Source organism: Polyangium mundeleinium, from assembly GCF_028369105.1.
Taxonomy (GTDB): Bacteria; Myxococcota_A; Polyangia; order Polyangiales; family Polyangiaceae; genus Polyangium; species Polyangium mundeleinium.
In genome coordinates, this window is sequence record NZ_JAQNDO010000001.1 from 25,764 (window position 1) to 47,829 (window position 22,066).

Here is a 22,066-nt window from a genome sequence, read left to right on the forward strand (position 1 = left end):
CCTTGGCGCCCCGATTGCACCGCGGACGCGGCATGAAGAAGATCCGCACCCGATACGCTCCCGCTCTTCTGTTCGTCGTCCTCGGCACCGGCGTCGCGCTCGGCGCCTGCAGCCGTGAGAACCGCGCCCTCGGCGAGTCGCCCCGCGGCGACGTCGCCCGCGCGCTGCAATCGCTGGCCGATGCGCGCTGCGACCGCGCCGTGCGCTGCAACCAGATCGGCGCCGGGCAGCGCTGGTCGAGCCGCGATGCGTGTATCCAGTCCGTGCGCCAAGCCGAGCGCAAGGACATCAACCTGTACGAATGCACCGGGGGCGTCGATCAGAAGGAGCTCTCGGAGTGCCTGAACGAGATCAACACGGCCAATTGCGAGTCCGCCTTCGACGCCCTCGCCCAGATGGCCGCCTGCCGCTCCAGCGACATGTGCCTCCACTGAGGACGTCCTCGCGGGGTCCGCGCACACCAGACCACCTGGCGAAAAAATTACCGGGCGGGTTCAAAGTTCCATGGGGGATGTGCGTCCAATCCTTGCGCACGACGTGATGGCCGCCCTCGGCGGTGCCCGTCGATGACGTGATCCTTTGCCCTATCGGGAGGCATTCCCCCATGGCCGCCACGCGAGACAACTCCGTCCTTTTTTCGCTGAACCAGCTCCTTTCTCTGCACGAGCAGGCCGTGCGCGAAGAAGAAGAGGCCGCGCGGGCTCGGGTCGAGGCCGAGCGAATCGCCCGAGAAGAGGCGGCCCGACGCGAGGCCGTGGCTCTGCAGCAAAAGGCGCAGGCCGAGGCCGAGCGAATCGCCCGGGAAGAGGCGGCCCGGCGCGAGGAGGCGGCGCGGCTCGAGGCGCTGCGGCTCGCGGAGGTGGAGCGCGCGCGCGCCGAGGTCGAGGCCCAGGCCCGCATGGAGATGATGCGCAAGGCCGACGAGCACGAGCGGGCGCTCGCAGCGCTGCGCGAGGATGAAAAGAAGAAGAAGCTGAAGCGCGCCCTGGTCTCGAGCGTGCTCGGCGCCGCGGCGCTGATCGGCGGCGGGATGGGCCTGTATTTCGGCAAGATCAAGCCGGACCAGGACGCGTCGCTGGCCAACCAGTCGGCCGAGGTCGAGGCGACGCGCGAGGAGGCGGCGCGGCTGCGCGCGAAGCTCGACGCGAATGGAAAGCGGCTCGACGAGACCGCGGCGCGCCTCGAAGAGGAGAAGCGCCGGGCGCGCGAGCTCGAAGAGGCGAAGAGCGCAGCGAACGAGGCCCCGGCGACGCGCCCCGTGCAAAAGGGGCCGGTGCCCAAGCAGCACGAGGGCCCGAAGACGGGCGGCAAGTGCCTGCCTGGCGAGCCGGGCTGCGATCTCGACGGAAATCGCCTGTTCTAGCCGGTATTTCGCATTCCCGCGGCGATCCCGTTGATGGAGAGCAGGATCGCCCGGTCACAACACGCGTCCCCTGCCCGCTTCCGCCGAAGCAGCGCCACCTGCAAGAACGACATCGGGTCCACGTACGGGTTGCGGAGGTCGATCGATCTCTGGAGCGTGGGGTTTCCGTCGAGCAATCGCTTCACGCCGAAGAGTCGTTTGATCCACGCCACCGTGCGCGCGTGCTCGTCCTTGATGGGCGGCCAGACGGCCTTGCGGGTCGCAGGCGAGGCGAGCGCGGCATACCGGGCGGCGATCTCCATGTCGCTTTTCGCGAGCACCATTTGCACGTTGTCGAGCACGGTGCGGAAAAACGGCCACCGGTTCGTCATTTCGACGAGCAGCTCGGCGCCGCCCTCGCGCCGGGCGAACGCATCGAGCGCGCTGCCGACACCATACCAGCCGGGAAGGATGGCGCGGTTCTGCGTCCAGCCGAAGACCCAGGGGATCGCGCGGAGCGCTTCGAGGCCGCCGGCCTTGCGTTTGCTCGGGCGTGAGCCGATCGGCAATCGCGCGATCTCGTCGACCGGGGTCGCCGTGGTGAAGAAATCGACGAAACGAGGGTTTTCCCAGACGAGCGCGCGATAGACGCGCCGCCCCTCCTCGGCGAGTTCTTCGAAGGCCTGCGCATAACGACGCTCGTCTTCCTCGGAGGGGCGCTCCTCGGCGCCGAGAGTATGCAAGAGGGCGCCGCCGACCATGAGCTCGAGCGTGCGCAGGGCGAGCTCGGGGCGCGCATATTTGTGGTCGAGCGCTTCGCCCTGCTCGGTCGCCTTGTACCGCCCAGCCACGCTCCCCGCGGGGAGCGCCAAAATGGCCTGTTGCGCCGGCCCTCCGCCGCGCGCGACGGATTCGCCGCGGCCGTGAAACACCCGGAGCGCGATGCCCGCCTCGCGCGAGACCTTCGTCAGCTCGGATTGCGCTTTGCGGAGCGCGAAGGCCGCCGCCAAAAGCCCCACTTCCTTGCCGGAATCGCTGTAGCCGACCATGACCTCTTGCACGCCGCGCGCCATGAGATGGCGTCGATACTCGGGGTGCGCGAGCAGCGTGCGCAGAATGGTCGGCGCGGAGACGAGCGCGTCGTGCGTCTCGAAGAGCGGGACGATGTCGACCGTGACGGCCTGTTTGTCGACATCGTACAATCCCGCGGCTCGCGCCAGGGTGAGCGCCGCGAGGAGGTCCTCCGCGCGCTGGGTCATGGAGAGGATCAACGTACGTGCCGAGCGCTCGCCGTACTGGCGCTGCGCCTCGGAGAGCTTGCGAAGCGCGGCGAGCAAGCGCGCGGCGCCGGGCGTCTCCTCGCCGCCGCCCGCGAGCCACGCTGCCGCGGCCGTCGCGTCCTCCGCGGGCGCGCGGAGTTCGAGTTCGGCGATCGATAGGCCGAGGACACGCACCCGCTCGGCGAGCGCACGCGTCCGCATCTCTCCTGCGTTCGAAGCGTTCGCCTTGTGCAGCGTGTCGGCGACGAGCAGGAGGTCGCGATGAAGCTCGTCGCTCGTGCGGTACGCGACGCCGAGCTCGGCGTGACTTCCGATCGCGCTCGCGAGGGCCCGCGACGGCGGCGGCACGCTGCCGACCCGCGGCGCGCGTTGCCTCGCCACCTGGCGCTCCGTCTCCACGGCTTCGAGCGCTGCCGCGAGCCGCGCCTCGACGAAGCGCAGCTTGCGCCGCCACGGCTCACCCTCGGTCTGCGCGCTCTCCTGCGCGGCCACGCCCGGCATGGCCACCGCGTCGTCCGCGAGCGAAGCGATCAGCGCTTCGGGCACGCGCACGTGCCGCGCCGACTGCGAGAGCGATCCGCCGAGCTCGCGCACGGCCCCCAGCAAGCGACGCAGGCCGCGCGCGCGATACGCGCGAATCGCGTCCTCGACGACCTCGGGCGTGACGTTCGGATTGCCGTCCATGTCGCCGCCGGGCCAGGCGTGGATCCGGAGCGGCATCGGCTGTGCGGCGAGCGGCTCGCCGTACGCACGTTCGAACGCGCGCACGAGCTCCAGCGGCAGCTCGGGCAGGAGGTCCCAAAGGATCTCCTCCACGTACCAGAGGACGTTTTTGACCTCGTCGCCGACGGTCGGTTTTTCTCGACGCACCTCGTCCGTCTGCCAGAGGACGGTGATCTCTTCGCGGATCGCCGCGCGTGCTTCCTCCTCTTCGCGCGGGAGCAGCCGGCATCGGTCGCGCTCTTCGAGGCGCCGCGCGATGCGGTAGAGCTTTTCGAGCACCGTGCGTCGCGCAGCCTCCGTCGGATGCGCGGTCAACGTGAGTGTGACTTCGAGCCGCGCGAGCGCCTCGCGCATGGCCTCGGCCGAGACGCCTGCTTTTTTCGCGGTGATCATCGCGGCCGCGAGCGAGCCGCGCTGCGGCGGTTCGCCCGGGTTGCTCGCGTGAGCGCGCGCGCGACGGATGCGGTGGTGCTGCTCGGCGATGTTGACGAGGCGGAAGTACATCGCGAAGGCACGAAGCACGGGCTCGGCCTGCTCGATCGGTAGCGCTTCGAGCAGCTGCACGAGCTCCTTCTGCGCTTCGGCCCTGCCCGTGCGAGGCCCTCGACGTCTGCGGATCGAGAGCTTGCGGATCACCTCTTCCACGGAGAAGAGCGCCTCGCCCTCTTGCTCGACGAGCACCTCGCCGAGCAGGCGACCGAGGAAACGTACGTCGGAGCGGAGCGGAGCGTCGACCTCGCGGCTCATGGCGCGGAGTGTACGCCGAGCTGAAGACGAAGATGACGGCGAACGGGCGAATCCGTTTTCCCCCGGGAATCCGTGGCGAACAGAGCGAACGAGTCCGGCGCGGATCGACTTGCCGTCGAGCTCGATCGACTCGAGGTGCTCACGGCCGGCGCGCATGCGCGTGCGCCGCCCACGTCGATACCGGGGCGCGGGCCCCAGGGGGAGGATTCCATGAAAAAGACGTTGGCTCGGGTGTTGTTTGGGCTCGGGCTCTCGGCGCTCGTCGCGCCCGCCGTTGCGAAGGCGGAGACGCCGCCGGAGGTGTCTCTCCGCTCGGTCACGGCGCTCGGCACCGGATGCCCGTCGGGTGCGGTGCGGGCGATCGTCGCGAGCGACGGTCAGTACATCGCCCTCGTCGACGGCGCGCTTTCGGCCTCCGCGGGGCCTGGCGTGCCGCCCTCGGAGCAACGCGTGTTTTGCCAAGTGATCCTCGATCTCGATCACACGCCCGGCTACTCGTACGCCGTGACGAACGCGTACGGATATCGCGGCTCCGCGGAGCTCGACGCGGGGGTCACCGCGACGTTCGGCGTCGAGCGGTACTTCACGGGGGAGCTCGGCGAGAACCCGGTGAAGACGACGCTGCGCGGGCCGTTCGCCGAGCGCTTCGTGGTGCGCGAGCCGGCCGACTCCGTGGGTCCGTACTCGCCGTGCGGGGCTCCGCGGCCGCTCAACATCCGCACCGCCGTGAACGTGAGCGTGCTCGGAAACCCCGCGGGTGCGGGCCGCATCCGGCTCACGCCCGCGTGGGGCATCGAGGTCCTCCGGCTGCACTGGAGGCGCTGCGGCTAGCAGGTTGCTGCAAGGCGCGCCACGCGCGCGGCGCCTACTTGGCCTTCGACTTGGCCTTGATGGGCAGCCGCGCCGTGGCGAGCGTCGTGCCGCCGTCGTCGAGCACGCGCACTTCGAGCTCGCCGGTGTCGCCGGCTTGCATCGTGTTGTAGCCCCACGTGCGGAACGACCACGAAGGTTCGACGGTGAGGTCGAGCGGCGTGCGGAGCTTGCCGTTCACGAAGAAGTCGACATGCACCTTGCGCTTGTCCTGCGAGCGGTTGCGCAGCTTGAGGTGCGCGTAGACGCGCGTCCCCGGAGGTGCGACGTCGAGCGTGTCGACGGGCTCCTTCTTCTGCACGTCGGACGTGAGCGTGAGCTGAAGCAACTCGAGCGAAGCATGCTCGCTGCTCGGCTCGGCAGGTGGGGACGACGGCGTGGACGACGACGCGTGCCAAGGTGTCGTGCTCTGTGCGTCCGAGGCACCTGCGTCGACGGGGGGTCCTGCGTCGTTGTTTTGCGCGACGGCGGAGCCCTCGGGGCAACCCACGAGGGCGAGCATCAGAGCGGCGAGCGCGGTGAGGTGAGAAGCGCGGGTCACTGCGCGCGATCCTCGTACGGGTTGTGCAGCTCCACGGGCGCCTGCTGCGCACGCGCAGCTTCATGTTGATGAGCTCGACGCCGAGCGAGAACGCCATGGCGAAGTAGACGTAGCCCTTGTTGATGTGCTGGCGCATGCCCTCAGCCACGAGCAGCACGCCGATGAGCAGGAGGAAGCTCAACGCGAGGATGCGCATGCTCGGGTGACGGTTGACGAAGCGGCCGATCGCTCCCGCGAAGAGGAGCATCACGAAGACGGCGATCACCACGGCCGTGGCCATGATGCTCAGATGCTGCGCCATGCCGACCGCGGTGATGACCGAGTCGAGCGAGAAGACGATGTCGAGCAAGACGATCTGCGCGACCGCGAAGCCGAACGAGATGTGCTTGACGGGCTTGCCGTCCTTGTCGCCCTCGACCTCCAGGCGCTCGAACATCTCGTGCGTGCTCTTCGCGATCAGGAAGAGGCCGCCGCCGAGCAGGATGAGGTCGCGTGTGGAGAACGCGTGGCCGAGGACCGAGAAAAGATCACTCGTCAAGCTCATCACCCACGTCAGCCCGAAGAGCAGGCCGAGGCGCATGAACAGCGCGAGCGCGAGGCCGAGCGAACGCGCCGCGGGCTGCTGCTTTGCCGGCAGTTTGTTCGTCGTGAGCGTGAGGAAGACGATGTTGTCGATCCCGAGCACGACCTCGAGACCCGTGAGCGTCGCGAGGCTCGCCCAGCTGTCGGCATGCTTGAAGACTTCGAGGCCGCTCATGAGGCGCTCGCTCTAGCACGACCGCCGTTCGGCTGCCGAACGACCTCGTGCGCGGCTCGTTCGTTCACGAACAAGCCGACGGCGCGAGGCGCGCCCGCTCCTCGATCTCCAAGTGGAACGCGCGGAAGATCGACTCCTCCGGCCAGGGCGGCGCGTCAGCGAGCAAGCGCGTGGCCTTGTCGTTGTCGCCGCGGTCGATCGCGATGACGGCGGCTGCGTACCGCATGGCCCAGAAGACGAGCGGGCTGTTCTCGCTCGCCCGTTCGAGCAAATCGTCGTCACCGGGTTCGCTCTGATGCGCGAATGCGCGTGCGAGCGCGAACGCCGCGGAGCGCAAGGCGAGGACACGATCCCGCAGCGCGCTCGCGCCACGCGGCAGAGGCAAACGCACGAGGCGCCGGGCTTTTTCGAGCGCGGCGTCGCGGTCGCCCTCGAACGTGAGGAGGAGCGTGTCGAGGAAGAGGCGATGCTCGATCGCTGCTTCCCACACGGGCCCTCGCTCGGCGGCAGCGAGCGCAGCGCGCGCCTTGTCGATCCAGCCGCACGCGGCGAACGCCGTGGCCGCCATGAGCGGGCCCATCGTGGCCGGGTAGGGGATCCGTTCGAGCGCGCCCGCCCAGCTTCGCAGGACCGCGATCACGTCCCCCGAGCGCAGCACGCGCCGGAGCCGCCTGCGCGAGAGCCACCGGCCGAGCCACGCCGCCAGGACGATGCCGATCACGGCGCCGGCGACGAGCGGTTCGTGCAGGGCAAACCGCAGGCCCGCTGCGACGAGGGCGGCGGACGCGATGAACGCGACCCACCGGAACACCCGGCCTTCGCGCGGCTCGTCGTTGCCCGGGGACAGAAAATCCACGACGCCCGTAGCGTACGGCCAGGCGTCGGGAGAGCAACCCTCGCGGGATGTCCGTGGACAAAAAGGGAAAAGGGCCCGCCACACCCGCTTCCTGCTACCGTTGCTCCCTTCCGGGCCTGGCGGGGTTCACAGTGCGCTGTCGGCGGACCCACAACGGGACGAGTCCCGAACGGCCACAGTCGTACTTCATCGAAACGCGCCTGTCGAGCGCCCGGCCGAAAAAAGTTCGGGGTGCGTCCCGGGCGCGGGCGCATGTCCCTGCTCGTTTGGCGCGCGGGGTCACTTTTCGTTCGCGCGAGGTCGGGGCGCGTGGTAGCCGGCGCACCGTGAATCAGCGGGCTTCCGGATCGGAGCGGTCGTCGGGGCGGCGGGTGCTCGTGCTTGGCTCGGGCGCGCGAGAGCACGCCCTGGCCAGAGCGCTTTCACGGTCGAGCACGACGGCCGAGGTCCTCGTGGCGCCGGGGAACGCGGGCACCCTGGACGAAGGCGGGGCGGGCGCCGCGCCGATCCGCTCGATCGAGGTCGCGCGGCTCGATCCCGCGGACGTCGTCGCGCTCGCGCAGCGCGAAGCGGTGGACCTCGTGATCGTGGGCCCCGAAGGGCCGCTCTGCGCGGGCGTGGCGGACGCGCTCGACGCGGCGGGGATCCGGGTCTTCGGGCCGAGCGCGGAGGCAGCGCGGCTCGAAGGGTCGAAGGCGTTCATGAAGCAGTTCGCCGCGCGGCACCGGATCCCCACGGCGGACTTCGAGATCGTGACGGACATGGCCGCCGCCGAGGCTGAGATCCGGCGGCGCGGCGCGCCCGTGGTGGTGAAGGCCGACGGCCTCTGCGCGGGCAAGGGCGTCGTCGTGGCGCAGACCGAGGCGGAGGCGATCGAGGCGGCGCGCGCGATGCTCGTCGAGCGTCGTTTCGGGGACGCGGGGCGCGTGGTCGTGATCGAAGAGGCCCTCGTCGGCGAGGAGGCGAGCGTCCTCGCGGTCACCGATGGCACGTCGCTCCTCGTGCTCCCCGTCGCCCGGGATCACAAGCGTGTCTTCGACGGCGACCGAGGCCCGAATACGGGCGGCATGGGCGTGTTCGCGCCGTCGCCGCACGTCGGGCCCGAGCTGCTCGCGCGGGTCGAGCGGGAAATCTTGCGGCCGACGATCGACGGCATGCGCGCCGAGGGCCGGCCCTTCCGGGGCGTGCTCTTCGCGGGGCTCATGATCACCCCGGCGGGTGATCCGCTCTTGCTCGAACACAACGTCCGCTTCGGGGATCCCGAGTGCGAGGCGCTCGTCGCGTTGCTCGACGGCGACCTCGCCGCGATGTGCGCGTCGGTCGCGCGTGGCAAGCTCGATCCGACGGCCGTGCGGGTCGCGCCAGGGCGGAGCGCGGTTGTCGTGGTGCTCGCGGCGGCCGGCTATCCGGGCACGCCGCGCGCGGGGGACGTGATCCGCGGTCTCGACGAGGCGGCCAAGGTGCCCGGCGTGATCGTGCATCATGCGGGCACGAAGCGGTCGGCCGAAGGGATCGTCACGGCGGGCGGGCGCGTGCTCGCCGTCACGGCTGTGGGGGCTTCGATCCTGGAGGCCCGGGAGCGCGCCTATGAGGCGGCGCGGTGCATCTCCTTTGCGGGCGCGCACTTCCGGACCGACATCGGTGCCTCGGCGCTCGACGGTACGCGGTAGCGCTCGACCGCGCGGCGCGCCTTCGTCATGCTCCTCTCACCGGGCGCTAGGTCCGGGACGAGCGGTACCGTGGACCCGATCATCGACCTCGCCGAAGGCACGGAAGAAAACACCCTCGCGATCCTGCTCGCCGACCGGATCCGGCAGAACGTCGCCCACTCCGCCCGGAAAATGCAGGATTTTCGGGCGCTCCGTGGCTCCGTGCTCGTCGTGGCGCAGGACACGACGCAGACGCTGACGATGCGCTTCGATCACGGGCGGTTGACGATCCACGACGGCACCGTGGGCATCCCCTCCGTGACCCTCTGCGGCGACGAAGCCGTCCTCCGGCGCCTCGCAAACGTTAGTCTTTCCCGGTGGTTGCGCCTGCCGAAGGTGTTCACACGTTCGCCGGAGGGCGGTGCGACATTGTGGGACGTTGCGCGTGCGATGACTTACGAGAAGCTCACGATGTACGGGCTCCTCTCGCATCCGCGGCTGCTCCTCTTCCTCCTCAGGGTTCTGTCCGAGGAAGGCCCAGGCCGGTCGTGGCCCGGGTTTCGGTGGGTCGGCCGGCCGGACCGAAAAGAGCCGCTTTGACGGCGTTCTACGCCATTGGTATGGCTCGAACATGGCGGTCCGACTGCGGTATCTGTCGCACGAGCTCGAAGTGCCGCTGGGCCAGTTCGTGATCGGCCGCAGCGCCGACTGCCAGCTCGCCCTCGACGATCCGCTGGTGTCACGCAGGCACGCGCTTCTCACGGTGCGCGGCGACAGCGTGACGATCGAGGACCTCGGCAGCCGCAACGGCGTGAGCTTGAACGGCACGAAGATCGAAGGACCGCAGAAGCTCTCGCACGGTGATCACATCACCATCGGCGGTCAGGAGATGGTGCTCGAGAACATCCCCGAGGAGGGCCTCTCGAGCGTGCCCGAGTCGATCGCGTTCGGCCATCCGCGCAGCGCCGCGCGCTCGGCTCGCATGCCCACCGTGGCGGGCCACGAGGGCTTCGAGACGCGCGAGGACTTCTGGAGCGACTACACGACGCCCGGCGTCGCGTCGCAGCAGAACACGTCCCCGACGCCGAGCGTGAACAGCGCGAACATCGTGGCGGCCGCGAACGTGCAGCCCGATCGGCACGTCAACGCGCTCTCGCTCATCGGGAGCGTCGCGGACAAAGCGCTCGCGATGGGCCGCGCCGAGGAGGCGGAGCGGATCCTCCTGCGCTCGTTGAACGACGTGCTGCAGAAGGCGCGCGACGGGAAAGAGCCTCCGCTCGACCTCGCGTCGACGGCCGCCATCTATGCGGCGAAGCTCGCCTCGGCGACGGGCAGGGGCATCTGGATCGACTACATCTTCGAGCTCTACACGCGCATCGATCAGCTCGTCCCGGGTACGGTCGTCGACGAGCTCTACTCCGCGGTGCGCAAGGTCAAGACGCTCGACATGGGCAAGATGCGGGCATACACCGAGTCGTTGCGGAGCCGGTCTTCGAGCTTCGGTCCCAGCGAGCGGTTCGTGCAGCAACGAATCGAGGGCCTCGAGCGCCTCGGTGGGCTCAAGTGAGGTTCGGACATGCCGTTCAGGATCCGTTACCTCGCGCATGACCTCGAGCTCCCGTTCGGGGAGTTCGTCGTCGGGCGCGGGCCCGAGTGCCAGCTCGCGGTCGATGATCCGCTCGTGTCGCGCAAGCACGCCGCGCTCGTCGTCGGCTCGAACGGCGTCGTCGCGAAGGACCTCGGCAGCCGCAACGGCGTGCTCGTCAACGGCGTGCGCATCGAAGGTCCGCGCGAGCTCGTGCCGGGCGACAAGATCCGCATCGGCAACCAGGAGATCATCATCTACAAGACCGACGAGCCGCGCTCGAGCCCGCTCGCGGACGAGGAGCATCGCCGCGCGATGCAGACGATCGGCGGCATGCAGGTCGCCGAGATCCATGCCTCCATCGAGGCTGCGGCGATCGACTCGAAGGGCGACGTCGACATCCGGCTCGGCGGTCGATCGGAGACGTCGCGACGTTTCCAGTCGGTGCGTCTGCTCTGCGGCGTCGCGGACAAGGCACTCGCGATGGGCCGCGCCGACGAGGCCGAGCGCATCCTCGCCTCGCTCCTGCAGGGCATCTTGAAGCGCGCCAAGACGGGCCAGCGTCCGAAGGGCGGCGTCGCCGAGTACGCCGCGCTTTATGCCGCGCGCCTCGCCGCTGCGACGGCGAAGGGCTCGTGGATCGACTACGTCTTCGATCTCTACACGACGATCAGCGCGCCGCTGCCCGGCTCCGTGATCGACGAGCTCTACACGATCGTGCGCAAGGCCAAGGGCTACGACATCAGGATGATCCGCGCGTACGTCGCGGAACTGCAGAAGATTGCGCCCCAGCTCGGTCCTGCGGATCGCTTCCTCGTGCAGCGGGTCGAGGGCCTCGAGCGGCTCGCGTCGTCGTAGCCGTCTCCGCTTCGGGCGCGCGCGGGACACGCTCGTCGCTCTCGACGCGCGCCTCGGGCGCCGTGGTCCTCTTGCGGCTCGTGCGCATGCGTTGCCAGCCGAGGTTCTTCGCCGCCGCGCGCCGGATCGCCTCGCGCAGCGCTTCATCGGCCACGTGCTCGATCTCCGCGGCGAGCACCTCGGGCAGCTTCACGGCAGGCGGCGCCGTACGCACGTCGTTCCGCGTCTTCGCGCGCTCGGGCGGGTCCACGGGGCCCACGCGGAAGCGCAGCGACTCGACCGCGACGCCGCGCGCCTTGAGCTGCTCCAGGATCGGCTCGCACAGCATCGAGAGCTCCTGCGCCCACGTCGCGCTCGCCGCGCGCACGTGGAGTACGCCGCGCTCCAGCTTGACGGGCCGCGCGCGCGCCGCGATGCGCGAGCCGACAGCAGCTTCCCAGTCACGTGCGCGGACCGGAGAACGCGACGCGTCCGACGGCGGCGTGATCCCGCGCTCGCGGGCGAGCACCGCGAAGAGCGGCTCCATCCCCGAACGCCCTCTTCCCCGCTTCAACTTTGCCTCTTCGCGCTGGTCTGCCTGCTACGCAGCGACGAACTCGGTACCGAAGGTGGGACTCGAACCCACAAGCCCGTGAGGACAGTGGATTTTGAATCCACCGCGTTTGCCATTCCGCCACTTCGGCTCGTCTTGGACCCGGACTCTACCCACCCTGGCGGCGATCTGCAACGCCCGAGGCGGCCTCGGCGGCCACGCGTCCCCCCGTGCTATAGGCACACCCGACCGTCGCCGAGGTCTCGATGAGCAAGTCGAAAGTCGCGATCCTGCGGACATCTCCCGGAACCGTCCTCGAGGACTACCACCGCTTGATGAACCTGGCGGGCTACCAGGACGTCGTCGCCAAGGACGCGGACACGGCCCTCAAGGTCAACATCTCCTGGCATTTCTTCTTTCCGGGCTCGTCCACCGTGCCCTGGCAGCTCGAAGGCGTCATCCGCGCGATGCAGCGGGATGGCTACGCGAAGGATCTGATCCACGCCTGCCACAACCGCACCGTGGTGATCGACGCGCACCTCGGCGAGCGCGAGAATAAGCAGATCGACGTCGTCCAGGCCCACGGCCTGCGCAACGTCCACCTCTACGAGGGTGAGGCGTGGATCGACGTGCGCGACGCCGTCGGTGATCTGACGAAGAAGTTCCTCTGCTTGAACGAGGTCTACCCGAAGGGCTTCAGCATCCCGAAGCGCTTCATCGGGGAGAACATCATCCACCTGCCCACCGTGAAGACGCACATCTTCACGACGACGACGGGCGCGATGAAGAACGCGTTCGGCGGCCTCTTGAACGAGCACCGCCACTGGACGCACCCGGTCATCCACGAGACGCTCGTCGATCTTTTGATGATCCAGAAGAAGATCCACCGCGGCGTCTTCGCCGTGATGGACGGGACCTTCGCCGGCGACGGCCCGGGGCCGCGCTGCATGATCCCGCATGTGAAGAACGTGATCCTCGCGTCGGCCGATCAGGTCGCGATCGACGCGGTCGCGGGCAAGCTCATGGGCTTCGATCCGCTGCGTGACCTCAAGTTCGTCCGCCTCGCGCACGACCTCGGCCTCGGCTGCGGCGACGTGCGCGACATCGAGATCGTCGGCGACGTCGATGCTTTGAACGACAAGTGGGACTTCCAGGGCCCGTTCAAGGAGATGACCTTCGCCTCGCGCAACCAGCACCGGATCTACTGGGGCCCGCTGAAGAAGCCGGTCGAGTGGTCGCTGAAGACGTGGCTCGCGCCGTGGGCGTACGTCGCGTCCGTCGCGTACCACGACGCGTTCTGGTACCCGATGTACGCGCAGAAGAACGTGCAGCGCGTCCTCGCGAGCGAGTGGGGCCGCCTCTTCGCGAACTGGGGCCACGTGCAGCCCGACGCCGAGGGCCGCGGTTATCCCGACGTCGGCGAGGTCAGCCCCGAGCTCATCCGCATCGGCCTCAAGCACTTCCTCGAGGCATTCCGCCTCATCGGCATGGCCGTCGCCGAGTCGCCCGAGCTCAAGCACCGCCGCATGCGCCAGGAGCGCGACGCGGCGCGCAGCCAGCATTCGTGAATCAGATCAGCGGCGACCCGCCCCCGGTCGCCGCATTCCCCCCAGGCGGCCCGCCCGTCAGGTCGATCGTTTCGGCCATTGAATTCGGCCCGCCCCTGCCGCCGATCGTTTCTCCACCCGCGCGACGCACGAGCTCGAACGCTTCCAGCGGCTCGCTCATCGTTGGGTGAACGGGCACGCAATCGAACGAATCTTTCGCCACGTCGAACGCGCCTCGATTCATGAGGATCTGATTCCTCGTGGCCGCGGCCTGGAGCATCGCCGCCGCGCGCGGTACCTCGCCGAGAATCGTGTAATCGAGCCGCCCGAACGCCTTCGACCCGATCTCGCCGGATAGCATGTCCCCCGTCGCCACGCCGATCGACACGCCCAGCGCGAACGGCGAATCCTGCCCGGCGCGTAATGCCAGCGTGCGGAGCTGCATTCGCACGTCGAGGCTCGCTTCGAGCGCGCGCGTCACGTGATGATCGCCCCGGAACGTCGCCATCACCGCGTCACCGAGGAACTTGTCGACCACGCCGCCGCGGTTCGTCACGGCCGGCACGATCACCTCGAAATTCGCGTTCAGCGTACGCACGCGTTCATTGGGCTCTTGCGTCTTCGAGCTCGCGTGGAAGCCCGCGACGTCGATGAACACCACCGTGCCTTGCCAGGTATCGATCGCGGCGAACGACGACGCCGACCTCAGCCTGTCGACCAGGCTCGGGCTCACGAACATGCGCAGCACGCTGTTTTCTTCGCTCGAACGGGCGTTCGTCCGCAGCTCCGTCACGTGCTTCAGCGTCTTCTCGATCGTGACCTCGAGATCCTTGAAATCGATCGGTTTGACCAGGAAATCGAACGCGCCGCGGTTCATCGCGGTGCGGATGTTGCTCATGTCGCCGTAGGCCGAGACGATGATCGTCCGGACGAGCGGATTCACGTCGCCTACGCGCGAAAGGAACGTGAGCCCATCCATGCCTGGCATGTTGATGTCGGTCAGGACGACGTCGATGTCCCCGTGCTTGCGCAGCTCTTCGAGCGCGCTCTCGCCGTTCGTCGCGAAGACGAAGGCATACACCTCTTTCTTGATCTGCTGGCGAAAGCGCTGCTTGATGAGGTGCGGGACGTCGGGCTCGTCGTCGACGACGAGGATCTTCGCCGTCCCTGGCTGGTTGCGCTCGGCGAGCGCCGCGAATGCGCTGGCGAATTCCCGCGCCGAGCGGAAGCGCTTGTCCGGGTCCTTCGCCAGCGCGCGCTCGAAGAAACGATCTACCTCCGGCGTCAGCTCCTTCAAATAGGTCGAAGGCGGCGGGAACGGATCGGTGCAAATGCGCACCATCAGCATCCCCAGCCATTGCCCGGGGAACGGGTGCTGCCCCGTCAGGGCGCGGTAGGCGAGCACTGCGAGCGACCACAGATCGCTCCGCAGATCCACGGCGCCGCAGCGGATCTGCTCGGGGCTCATGTAGAGCGGCGTCCCCACGATGCTGCCTGCCGTGGTGAGCTGAAGCTCGTCCTCCGTCGCGTCCTCCTCGCTCGTCAGCATCGAGACCACGCCGAAGTCGAGGATCTTGACCGTCTCGTCGGCCTCGCCGCGCGCCATGAATACGTTCGCGGGCTTGAAATCGCGGTGCACGATGCCCTTCGCGTGCGCGGCCGCGAGGCCTATCGCTGCCTGCGTCACGATTGGCACGAGCGCGCTGAGCGGCATACGCTCGATCCGTTCGAGCCGGCTCTCGAAGTCCTCGCCTTCCAGGAGCTCCATCACGATGTACGGCGAACCCTCGTCAATGCCGTAATCGTAGATCTGCACCACGTGCTGATTCTTGAGCTGCGCAATCGCCTTCGCTTCCCGATCGAAGCGGGTCCGCGCGGTGGTCGAGGCCACGTGGTCCGGGGACATGAGCTTGAGGGCCACCCGCCGACGCAGATGGAGATCGAGCGCCTCCCAGATGTAGCCCATGGCCCCACGCCCGATCTGCCGCACGAGCTCGTATTTGCCGGCGATGAGGCGGTGGGACATGAGGATTTTCCCGACTCTAGCCGATGGCCCCTCGCGCCGTCAACGCGCCGTTCGCGGCTTCGTGACGGAAGGTCTGTCGTTCCTCCCGCACCAGAGGTTCGCCGCAGTGCTACGCTCGGCTCCGTGCCCGTCCTCGTCGCGCAGGAGTTAACGAAGTCGTTTGGTGAGAGGCGCATCCTTGATGGCGTCTCGCTTTCCATCCACAGCGGAGAACATGTAGGGCTCGTCGGAGCCAATGGGAGCGGCAAGAGCACGCTCGCGCGTATCCTCGCGGGCCTCGACAAGCCCGACACGGGCACGGTCGCGCAGCGACGTGGCGCCGACGTCGCGTATCTCTCGCAGGAGCCCGCGCTCGATCCGGTGAAAACGGCCCGCGAGCTGGTCGTCGATGGCCTCGGCCCGTGGGCTGCGGCGAAGGCGCGATACGAGACGATCTCGGCGCGCCTCGGCCACGGCGACGGGGATCAGGATGCCCTCCTCGCCGAGCAGGCGGAGTTGGCTGCGCAGATCGAGCGGTTCGGCGGCTGGGATCAGCTTCACAAGGTCGACGAGATCCTCGGCCACGTCGGCGTCACGCGCCCCGACGCGCCCACGGCCGAGCTCTCCGGCGGAGACAAACGGCGCGTCGCGCTCGCTTGCCTGCTCATCGCGCCGCCTGCGCTGCTCGTGCTCGACGAACCTTCGAACCACCTCGACACCGAGACGATCGACTGGCTCGAACGCTGGCTCGTCGAGGAGTACAAGGGCGCGCTGCTCATCGTCACGCACGATCGGTATTTGCTCGACCGCGTCGTCGATCGGACGATCGAGCTCCACCGCGGCAAGGTGTATTCGTACGAGGGCGGCTACGAGGACTACCTCGAAGCGAAGGCGGAGCGGCTCGCGATCGAGGCGCGCACCGAGCAGAACCGGCAGAACCTGCTCCGGACCGAGCTTGAATGGCTCCGGCGCCAGCCGAAGGCGCGCACGACCAAGCAGAAGGCGCGGATCCAGCGGGCCGAGGCCGCGAAGGCGGCCACCCCCGCGCGCGCCGAGCAGACCACGAAGCTCCTGGCAGAGTCGAGTTTTACAGGGAAAACCGTCCTCGAGCTACGCAAGCTCACGCTGGAGATGGCGGGCCGCACGCTCGTGAAGGACTTCGATTTTGTGCTCGCGGCCGGCGAGCGCGTGGGGATCGTGGGCCGGAACGGCACGGGGAAAACCACACTCCTCCGGTCGATCCTGGGGGACGTCGCGCCGGCGCGCGGCGAGGTGGTGGTCGGGAAAAACACCCGCGTCGGGTATTTCGATCAGCACCGGAGCGGGCTCGACGAGGACAAATCGATCTACGACAACGTCGCGGCGGCGGGGAACAAGATCGAGCTCGGCGGCCAGCCGATCGAGGTCCGCTCGTTCCTCGAACGGTTCCTCTTCGACGGCCACGCGCAGCGGCAGCCCGTGAAATCGCTCTCCGGTGGCGAACGGGCGCGCGTCGTCCTCGCGAAGATGCTCTCGCAGAGCCATAGCCTGCTCATCCTGGACGAACCCACGAACGACCTCGATCTGCCCACGCTCTCGGCGCTGGAGGAGATGCTCACCGAATACGGCGGCAGCGCGCTCGTCGTGACGCACGACCGGTGGTTCCTCGATCGGGTCGCGACCTCGCTCCTCGTCTTCGAGGGGGACGGCCGCGTCGTGCGGTATGCCGGCGGGCACCAGGATTATCTCGTCCAAAAAGCGGCAGCGGAGGCGGCGAAGGAGGAGGCGGTGAAGGCCGCGGCGGCTGCCGCGAAAGTGGCCAGCAAAGACAAACCCGCCGCGGCGAAGCCGGTTGCACCGAAATCGAAGGGGCTCACGTGGTCCGAGCAGCGCGAGCTCGAAGGGATCATGGGCCGGATCGAGGAGGCGGAGGGCGAGGTCGCATCGCTCGAAAAAGAGCTCGCGGATCCGGCGCTCTATTCGTCACGCGGGGCGGAGGTCCCGGTGCTCGGGCGGCGCCTCGACGAGGCCAAGGCGCGCGCCGCGACCCTGATTGCGCGGTGGGAAGAGCTGGAGCAGAAGCAAGCCGGCGCTTAGCGGCTCACTCCTTCACGATATCGCACGTCAGCTCCTCGGAGACGAGCTCGGTGCCGCCCGTGCCTTCACGCAACGAGACCACGAGGATCTTGCCGTCGGGCAGCGGGAGCAGGCGCACCTCCGAGGCCAGGCTCTTGTCGTCGAGCACCGAGAAGCGCTTGCCGATCGCCTGGAATTTCTCGTCGACCGGCACGAGCTCGAGGTCGCCGCTGCCGCGCTTGCCCTCGATGAACGCGAGCCAGCGCCGCCCCTGCGTGTCGCGCAGGAAGGTCGGATCCGTCTCGGAATGGTCGTGGTGGTCCGCCTCGTCATCGTGCCCGTGCGCGTGGTCGTGGCCCGCGTCGCCCATGTGCGTATCGATCGCGACGAGCTTCTTCGGCAGCTCGTGGCTCTTCGGCACCCGCAGCGCGCGCAGCGCGAATTGCCCCTTCTCCTTGGCCACGGACGTGACGATCACGAGGTCCTCGCCGTCCTTCGTGGCGTGCGGAATCGTCGGGAAGCCCGCGTAACTCGCCAGCTTGCTCTTCAGGCGCTTGTTTTTCCCGAGGATCCCCACGCGGAGCGTCGAGCTGAACCGCGTCGCGAGCAGGAGCGAGCCATCCTCGAACGCGTGCGAGATCGGCACCTCGAACGAGGCGAGCGCGGGCGGATCGCCCTTGAGCACGATCTCGTGCAGGTGGACCTCATTGTCCTTGTTGCCCGTGTCCACCATCAGCGTGCTCTTCCATTCGAGCGCGCCTTCGGCCTTCTCGTCCGCTTCGAGCTCGGAGCCGACGATCCACGCATGGCCGCCGCCGTCCGAGAACGTGCGGCAATCACGCAGCTCGTGATACCCCTTCTCGTCCTCGGCCTCGTCGACCTTGGCCTTCGCGTCGTCCTCCGCGTGGCCCCGATCGTAATCGTGGCCCTTCAGGAGCTTCGCACGCTCCTCGCCGATCGGTTTTTCCGGACGATCGAGCCAGGGCGTCCCGTCGAAATGGTTCCAGGCGTCGCTCGTATCGGCCGGGCCGCACGCGACGCGGCGCTTCTTGTCCTTGTATTCGTCGTGGTAATCGACGAACGCGTAGACCTTCTCGCCGTCCACCTTGGACGGCGTCACGCGCATGACCTTGCGCGTCCCTTCCTCGGCCTTCGGCGGCTTCGCGAGGTGCGAGCCTTTGCCCACGGCGACCTTCACGAGCCGGCCCTCGCCCGACTTGTCGACGACGAGCACGTAGGGATCGTAGCCCATCGCCAGGCCTACGCCGTGCCGCCCTTCGCCGAGATCCACGACCGAAAGGCCCGTCAGCTTGTTCGCACCCGAGCCCCACACCTTCTTTTCGCCTGCCTTGCACGCGGGCGGCCCCTCCGGGGGCTTGATCGGCGCGGCCGTGGTCGCGGCGGCGACGGCGGGCGTGGCCGAGCCTTGCGGCGCAGCCGAGGCGGTCGCGACGGCGGAGGGCGCGGGGGTCGGGGTGGGCGTGATGTCGCTCGACCCGCGGTCGCACGCGGCGACGAGGACGAGCGGAAGGAGCGGGGCGACGCGGCGGAAGTCGTGCACGCGGCGATGAGAAAACGAAGTACCCCCGCCCGTCAATCTCATTCGATGCGCGGCGGCTCGTACTTGCGGTCGGGATCGAGCACCTCGGCGTACGCGCCGCCGAACCCGTCCTCGAAGATGCGTTCGAGCTGCCCGGCGATCGCCTTGCCGTCGATGAACAAGCCGACGTTCCGGCTCACCGTGAAATAGTCGCCCTCCCAGTTGCTCGTGCCGATCCAGGTGCTCTTGCCGTCGACGACCATGTATTTCGCGTGGGCCACGCGGGCGAACGGGATGAAGCCGGACGAGCTCTGCGGGATCACGAGGAACCGGATGGAGATCCCGGGGACGCGCGAAAGCTCGCGCAGCCCTTCAAGCGACGCCTCGCGTTTGCTCCAATCCGCGACGAGCAAACGTACGCGCACGCCGCGCTTTGCTGCTCTTCGGAGCGCATCGTCGAGGTCCGTCCACGGCGTGCCGTTTCGCATTTTCGTGCGGTACGTGAGGACTTGCACGTCGAGCGTGCGTTCGGCGCCGTCGATCCGCGCGAGCAGCTCGGGAAGCTCCCACGGCACGCCCGCGGGCAGGAGATCCTTGGGGCTCGCCGTGGGCAGGATTCGCACCTCCTCGGCGCCGAATGTGAAGCGCGCGGGGAGCGCGAGCGGCTTCGTATCCGGTGATTCGGCAGCGACCTCCCCGCCGGCGATCCACCAATCTTGCGCGAAGACCCGCGCGTACGCCGCGACAACCTCGGGCACGCGCACGCGGGCGCCGATTTCCTGGATGTGTTCGAGCGAGCGGTAATCCATGTTTTGGCTGCCGACGTACGCGTCCCCCTCGTCGACCACCATGTATTTCGCGTGCTGCACGCCGTCGCGCGACCGGAGGTCCAGTTTGCGGACGAGGACCCCGTGCGAGGCCAGCCGATCGACGGATTCGGGGTATCGCAGGTAAAACTTCACGTCGGCGAGGAGCCGCACGCGCACGCCGCGGCGCACGGCCTCCTCGATCGCCGCGAGCACCGGCTCGAGTTTTCCGCCGGGCGCATTGCTGATGTAAAAATGCTCGATGTCGATCGACCGCTTCGCGCCCTGGATCATCGCGAGCCACACCTCGGCGGCGTTTTGCACGTCGGGATGATCGAGCGTGGTCTCGGCGGGCGGGGTTTCGACGATCTCGAGGGGCATCCCTGCGACGAACGGCTCCCCGGGCGTCGGGGCGGGCGCGGGCGTTTGCGGGGCCGGTTCGTGCGGACAACCGGCGAGAACGAGGAGCGAGGCGGCGAGGGGGAGGGCGAGGCGCGACATCGGAGAGCCGCGCCAGAATAGGAGGATCGAGGGCGTTCGTCGAGGTCCCGGCGTGCTTTTTCAGCGCGCGATGGCCGGCCCCTGATTGCCCGTCGCGAGCTTCTCCGCGCGGTGCACGAGGCTCACGAACTCCTGCTGATCGGATTGCGTCGTCGCGGCCTGGTCGGCGAGCCGGGCGATGTCCTTCATCGACCAATCGCGCGCGTGCGGGCTCTGCCGCAGCACCTCGGCGAAGGCCGCGACTGTTGCGGCGAACCGGAAATCGCGCCCCGCCGCGTCGAACGAGGCCGCGATCGCCCCCGGATCCATCTTGAACTCGCTCTCCGTCGCCGTATCCCCCGCGAGCGGCTGCTTGTGGCGGAGGCGGAGCACGATCGGCGAGGACTTCGTATCCTTGAGGACCACGTCGTAGATCGCCGTCACCGCGTGGCCGTTGCCGATCTCGCCCGCGTCGACCTTGTCATTGCGGAAATCCTTGTCCGCGATGTCCCGGTTCTCGTAACCGATGAGCCGGTACTCCTTCACCATCTTCGGGTCGAACTCCACCTGAATCTTCACGTCGCGCGCGATGACCTCCAGCATGCCGGAGAGCTGGTCCTGGAACACGCGCTTCGCCTGCACCTCGCTGTCGATGTACGCGTAATTGCCGTCGCCCTTGTCGGCGAGGCGCTCCATCATCGTGTCCTTGTAATTGCCGGACCCGAAGCCCACCGTGCTCAGCGTGATGCCCTTCTCCTTGTAACGGCCGATCATGTCGAGGATCTGCTCGTGCGACGTCGGCCCCACGTTCGCGTCGCCGTCCGAGAGCACGATGACGCGATTGACGTGGCCCTTCACCAGCGTCCGCTCGGCGAGCTTGTACGCGAGCTCGATGCCGCTCGCCATCGCGGTCGATCCCGAGGCCGAGAGGTCGTCGATCGCGCGGAAGATCTTGTCCTTCTCCTCGATCCCGGTCGGCGCGAGCACCTCGCGCACGTTGCCGGCGTACGTGCAGAGCGCCACGGTGTCGCCCTTCTTCAGTGAGCTCGTGAGGAGCTTCAGGCTCCGCTTGGCCAGCGGGATCTTGTCGGCCGATTCCATCGAGCCGCTCGTGTCGACGAGGTACACGAGGTGCACGGGCTTGCGCGCGCTCTCCGGCACGCGCTTGCCTTGCACGGCGACGCGCACGAGGTGATGGCCCTTCGTGAACGGCGACGGCGCGGCGGCGAAGTGCACCGAGAACGGCCCGCTCTTCGGCGCCTCGTAGTTGTAATCGAAATAGTTCAAAAACTCTTCGGCGCGGACGGAGGCAAACGGCGGGAGCGTGCCCTCCATGATTTTCCGGCGCGCGATCGAATACGACGCGGTGTCGACGTCGATGGCGAACGTCGAGAGCCGATCCTTTTGCGGGTCGACGACCGGGTTCACGCCGTAATCCTTGTAATCCTCGGTGCCCTTCGGCTCGGGCGGCGCGACGGCGATCGGGGCGGGCTGCGGCGCCGGCTTTTGCGTGGCGACGGCGACCTTGCGCTCGGCCTCGGCCTTTTTCATGGGCTGCGTGGGCACGATCGAAGGCGGGGGCGGCGCGGGCGGAGGCGGCGCCATCATCGTGGGCGAGGGGTTCACGGGCTGCTGCGGCATCGGCGCGGCCGCCCCGGCTGCCACGGGCGCGGCCTCGTCTGCGGCCGGCGCGGCCGTCTCGGCGGCCGTGTATTGCCTCGGGGAGGAGTCATCGCTGACCGCCGTCGCGGTCCTCGGCTCGGCGGCGCCTCCCGACGAGGAGGGTGCGGCACCGCAACCGGCGAGGGTCTGGGCGAGCGTGACGAGGGCGACGAGGGCGACGACGGGGCGAGAGCGCAACATGGCAGAAGTCCTCCGGGTGGCGTTTCGCCT

Annotated in this window: 17 protein-coding genes, 1 tRNA gene, 1 other RNA gene and 1 pseudogene; 9 read left to right on the forward strand and 11 right to left on the reverse strand. The window is 68.5% G+C overall.

The annotated features are described in order from the left end of the window. Positions 1–32: 32 nt before the first annotated feature. A complete protein-coding gene (locus POL67_RS00100) occupies positions 33–434 on the forward strand; it encodes a DUF6184 family natural product biosynthesis lipoprotein (protein ID WP_271914097.1) in 402 nt (133 codons plus the stop codon). 170 nt (positions 435–604) lie between these two features. Beyond that, a complete protein-coding gene (locus POL67_RS00105; RefSeq protein ID WP_271914099.1) occupies positions 605–1,363 on the forward strand; it encodes a hypothetical protein in 759 nt (252 codons plus the stop codon). Here POL67_RS00105 and POL67_RS00110 read toward each other — a convergent pair. After that, positions 1,360–4,092, reverse strand: a complete 2,733-nt coding sequence (locus POL67_RS00110) for a phosphoenolpyruvate carboxylase (protein WP_271914102.1) — start codon at positions 4,090–4,092, stop codon at positions 1,360–1,362. The genes POL67_RS00105 and POL67_RS00110 overlap by 4 nt on opposite strands. Positions 4,093–4,302: 210 nt before the next feature. Here POL67_RS00110 and POL67_RS00115 point away from each other — a divergent pair, with 210 nt between their 5' ends. Further along, complete coding sequence (locus POL67_RS00115) at positions 4,303–4,923, forward strand: DUF4360 domain-containing protein (protein ID WP_271914105.1); 621 nt, start codon at positions 4,303–4,305, stop codon at positions 4,921–4,923. Between the two features lie 34 nt (positions 4,924–4,957). Here the strand turns inward: POL67_RS00115 and POL67_RS53395 are convergent, their stop codons facing one another. From POL67_RS53395 to ffs, 4 genes and pseudogenes are all read right to left on the reverse strand, one after another. Further along, entirely contained in the window at positions 4,958–5,503 is a 546-nt protein-coding gene (locus POL67_RS53395) for a hypothetical protein (protein WP_271931047.1), read from the reverse strand. A 109-nt stretch (positions 5,504–5,612) separates the two neighbouring features. Then, positions 5,613–6,260 (reverse strand): annotated as a pseudogene (locus tag POL67_RS53400) (TerC family protein); the annotation flags it as partial. 64 nt (positions 6,261–6,324) lie between these two features. Next, positions 6,325–7,116: a hypothetical protein gene (locus POL67_RS00130; RefSeq protein ID WP_271914108.1), complete on the reverse strand. Its 792-nt coding sequence runs from the start codon at positions 7,114–7,116 to the stop codon at positions 6,325–6,327. Between the two features lie 65 nt (positions 7,117–7,181). Then, positions 7,182–7,269, reverse strand: an RNA gene (ffs, locus tag POL67_RS00135) — signal recognition particle sRNA small type. Between the two features lie 173 nt (positions 7,270–7,442). Here ffs and purD point away from each other — a divergent pair. The 4 genes from purD (at position 7,443) to POL67_RS00155 (ending at position 11,208) form a co-directional block, all read left to right on the forward strand. Next, positions 7,443–8,786 carry a phosphoribosylamine--glycine ligase gene (purD, locus tag POL67_RS00140; RefSeq protein ID WP_271914110.1) on the forward strand — a complete coding sequence of 448 codons (1,344 nt, stop codon included), beginning with the start codon at positions 7,443–7,445 and terminating at the stop codon, positions 8,784–8,786. A gap of 69 nt (positions 8,787–8,855) precedes the next feature. Beyond that, entirely contained in the window at positions 8,856–9,365 is a 510-nt protein-coding gene (locus tag POL67_RS00145) for a hypothetical protein (RefSeq protein WP_271914113.1), read from the forward strand. Between the two features lie 31 nt (positions 9,366–9,396). Then, positions 9,397–10,332: an FHA domain-containing protein gene (locus tag POL67_RS00150; RefSeq protein WP_271914114.1), complete on the forward strand. Its 936-nt coding sequence runs from the start codon at positions 9,397–9,399 to the stop codon at positions 10,330–10,332. A gap of 9 nt (positions 10,333–10,341) precedes the next feature. Then, a complete protein-coding gene (locus POL67_RS00155; protein ID WP_271914116.1) occupies positions 10,342–11,208 on the forward strand; it encodes an FHA domain-containing protein in 867 nt (288 codons plus the stop codon). Here POL67_RS00155 and POL67_RS00160 read toward each other — a convergent pair. Together POL67_RS00160 and POL67_RS00165 are read right to left on the reverse strand one after the other, a co-directional pair. Beyond that, on the reverse strand, positions 11,093–11,734 hold the full coding sequence (locus POL67_RS00160) for a DciA family protein (protein WP_271914119.1): 642 nt from the start codon (positions 11,732–11,734) through the stop codon (positions 11,093–11,095). The two genes, POL67_RS00155 and POL67_RS00160, sit on opposite strands and share 116 nt — an antisense overlap. A 74-nt stretch (positions 11,735–11,808) precedes the next feature. Further along, positions 11,809–11,891: transfer RNA gene (locus tag POL67_RS00165), tRNA-Leu, on the reverse strand. A 115-nt stretch (positions 11,892–12,006) separates the two neighbouring features. Here POL67_RS00165 and POL67_RS00170 point away from each other — a divergent pair. Then, entirely contained in the window at positions 12,007–13,308 is a 1,302-nt protein-coding gene (locus POL67_RS00170; protein WP_271914121.1) for a DUF362 domain-containing protein, read from the forward strand. Position 13,309: 1 nt separating this feature from the next. On the opposite strand, the gene POL67_RS00175 is transcribed toward POL67_RS00170, so the two are convergent. Then, complete coding sequence (locus POL67_RS00175) at positions 13,310–15,313, reverse strand: protein kinase domain-containing protein (RefSeq protein WP_271914123.1); 2,004 nt, start codon at positions 15,311–15,313, stop codon at positions 13,310–13,312. A gap of 123 nt (positions 15,314–15,436) precedes the next feature. On the opposite strand from POL67_RS00175, the gene POL67_RS00180 reads away from it, so the two are divergent. Next, positions 15,437–17,368, forward strand: a complete 1,932-nt coding sequence (locus tag POL67_RS00180; RefSeq protein ID WP_271914127.1) for an ABC-F family ATP-binding cassette domain-containing protein — start codon at positions 15,437–15,439, stop codon at positions 17,366–17,368. A 4-nt stretch (positions 17,369–17,372) separates the two neighbouring features. Here the strand turns inward: POL67_RS00180 and POL67_RS00185 are convergent, their stop codons facing one another. From POL67_RS00185 to POL67_RS00195, 3 genes are read right to left on the reverse strand one after another with little or no spacing between them, the layout of a single operon-like run. Then, the gene (locus tag POL67_RS00185; protein ID WP_271914130.1) at positions 17,373–18,908 is read right to left on the reverse strand and encodes a hypothetical protein; all 1,536 of its coding nucleotides are present in this window, start codon (positions 18,906–18,908) and stop codon (positions 17,373–17,375) included. Positions 18,909–18,946: 38 nt separating this feature from the next. After that, on the reverse strand, positions 18,947–20,194 hold the full coding sequence (locus POL67_RS00190; RefSeq protein ID WP_271914132.1) for a phospholipase D-like domain-containing protein: 1,248 nt from the start codon (positions 20,192–20,194) through the stop codon (positions 18,947–18,949). A 60-nt stretch (positions 20,195–20,254) separates the two neighbouring features. Continuing rightward, positions 20,255–22,036, reverse strand: a complete 1,782-nt coding sequence (locus tag POL67_RS00195; RefSeq protein WP_271914135.1) for a vWA domain-containing protein — start codon at positions 22,034–22,036, stop codon at positions 20,255–20,257. Positions 22,037–22,066 lie beyond the last annotated feature (30 nt).

Excerpts from the sequence above, each read along its gene's own strand:
- POL67_RS00100 (WP_271914097.1), top strand. The coding sequence starts at position 33 with ATGAAGAAGATCCGCACCCGATACGCTCCCGCTCTTCTGTTCGTCGTC.
- POL67_RS00105 (WP_271914099.1), top strand. The coding sequence starts at position 605 with ATGGCCGCCACGCGAGACAACTCCGTCCTTTTTTCGCTGAACCAGCTC.
- POL67_RS00110 (WP_271914102.1), bottom strand. The coding sequence starts at position 4,092 with ATGAGCCGCGAGGTCGACGCTCCGCTCCGCTCCGACGTACGTTTCCTC.
- POL67_RS00115 (WP_271914105.1), top strand. The coding sequence starts at position 4,303 with ATGAAAAAGACGTTGGCTCGGGTGTTGTTTGGGCTCGGGCTCTCGGCG.
- POL67_RS00150 (WP_271914114.1), top strand. The coding sequence starts at position 9,397 with ATGGCGGTCCGACTGCGGTATCTGTCGCACGAGCTCGAAGTGCCGCTG.
- POL67_RS00155 (WP_271914116.1), top strand. The coding sequence starts at position 10,342 with ATGCCGTTCAGGATCCGTTACCTCGCGCATGACCTCGAGCTCCCGTTC.
- POL67_RS00160 (WP_271914119.1), bottom strand. The coding sequence starts at position 11,734 with ATGGAGCCGCTCTTCGCGGTGCTCGCCCGCGAGCGCGGGATCACGCCG.
- POL67_RS00170 (WP_271914121.1), top strand. The coding sequence starts at position 12,007 with ATGAGCAAGTCGAAAGTCGCGATCCTGCGGACATCTCCCGGAACCGTC.
- POL67_RS00175 (WP_271914123.1), bottom strand. The coding sequence starts at position 15,313 with ATGTCCCACCGCCTCATCGCCGGCAAATACGAGCTCGTGCGGCAGATC.
- POL67_RS00190 (WP_271914132.1), bottom strand. The coding sequence starts at position 20,194 with ATGTCGCGCCTCGCCCTCCCCCTCGCCGCCTCGCTCCTCGTTCTCGCC.
- POL67_RS00195 (WP_271914135.1), bottom strand. The coding sequence starts at position 22,036 with ATGTTGCGCTCTCGCCCCGTCGTCGCCCTCGTCGCCCTCGTCACGCTC.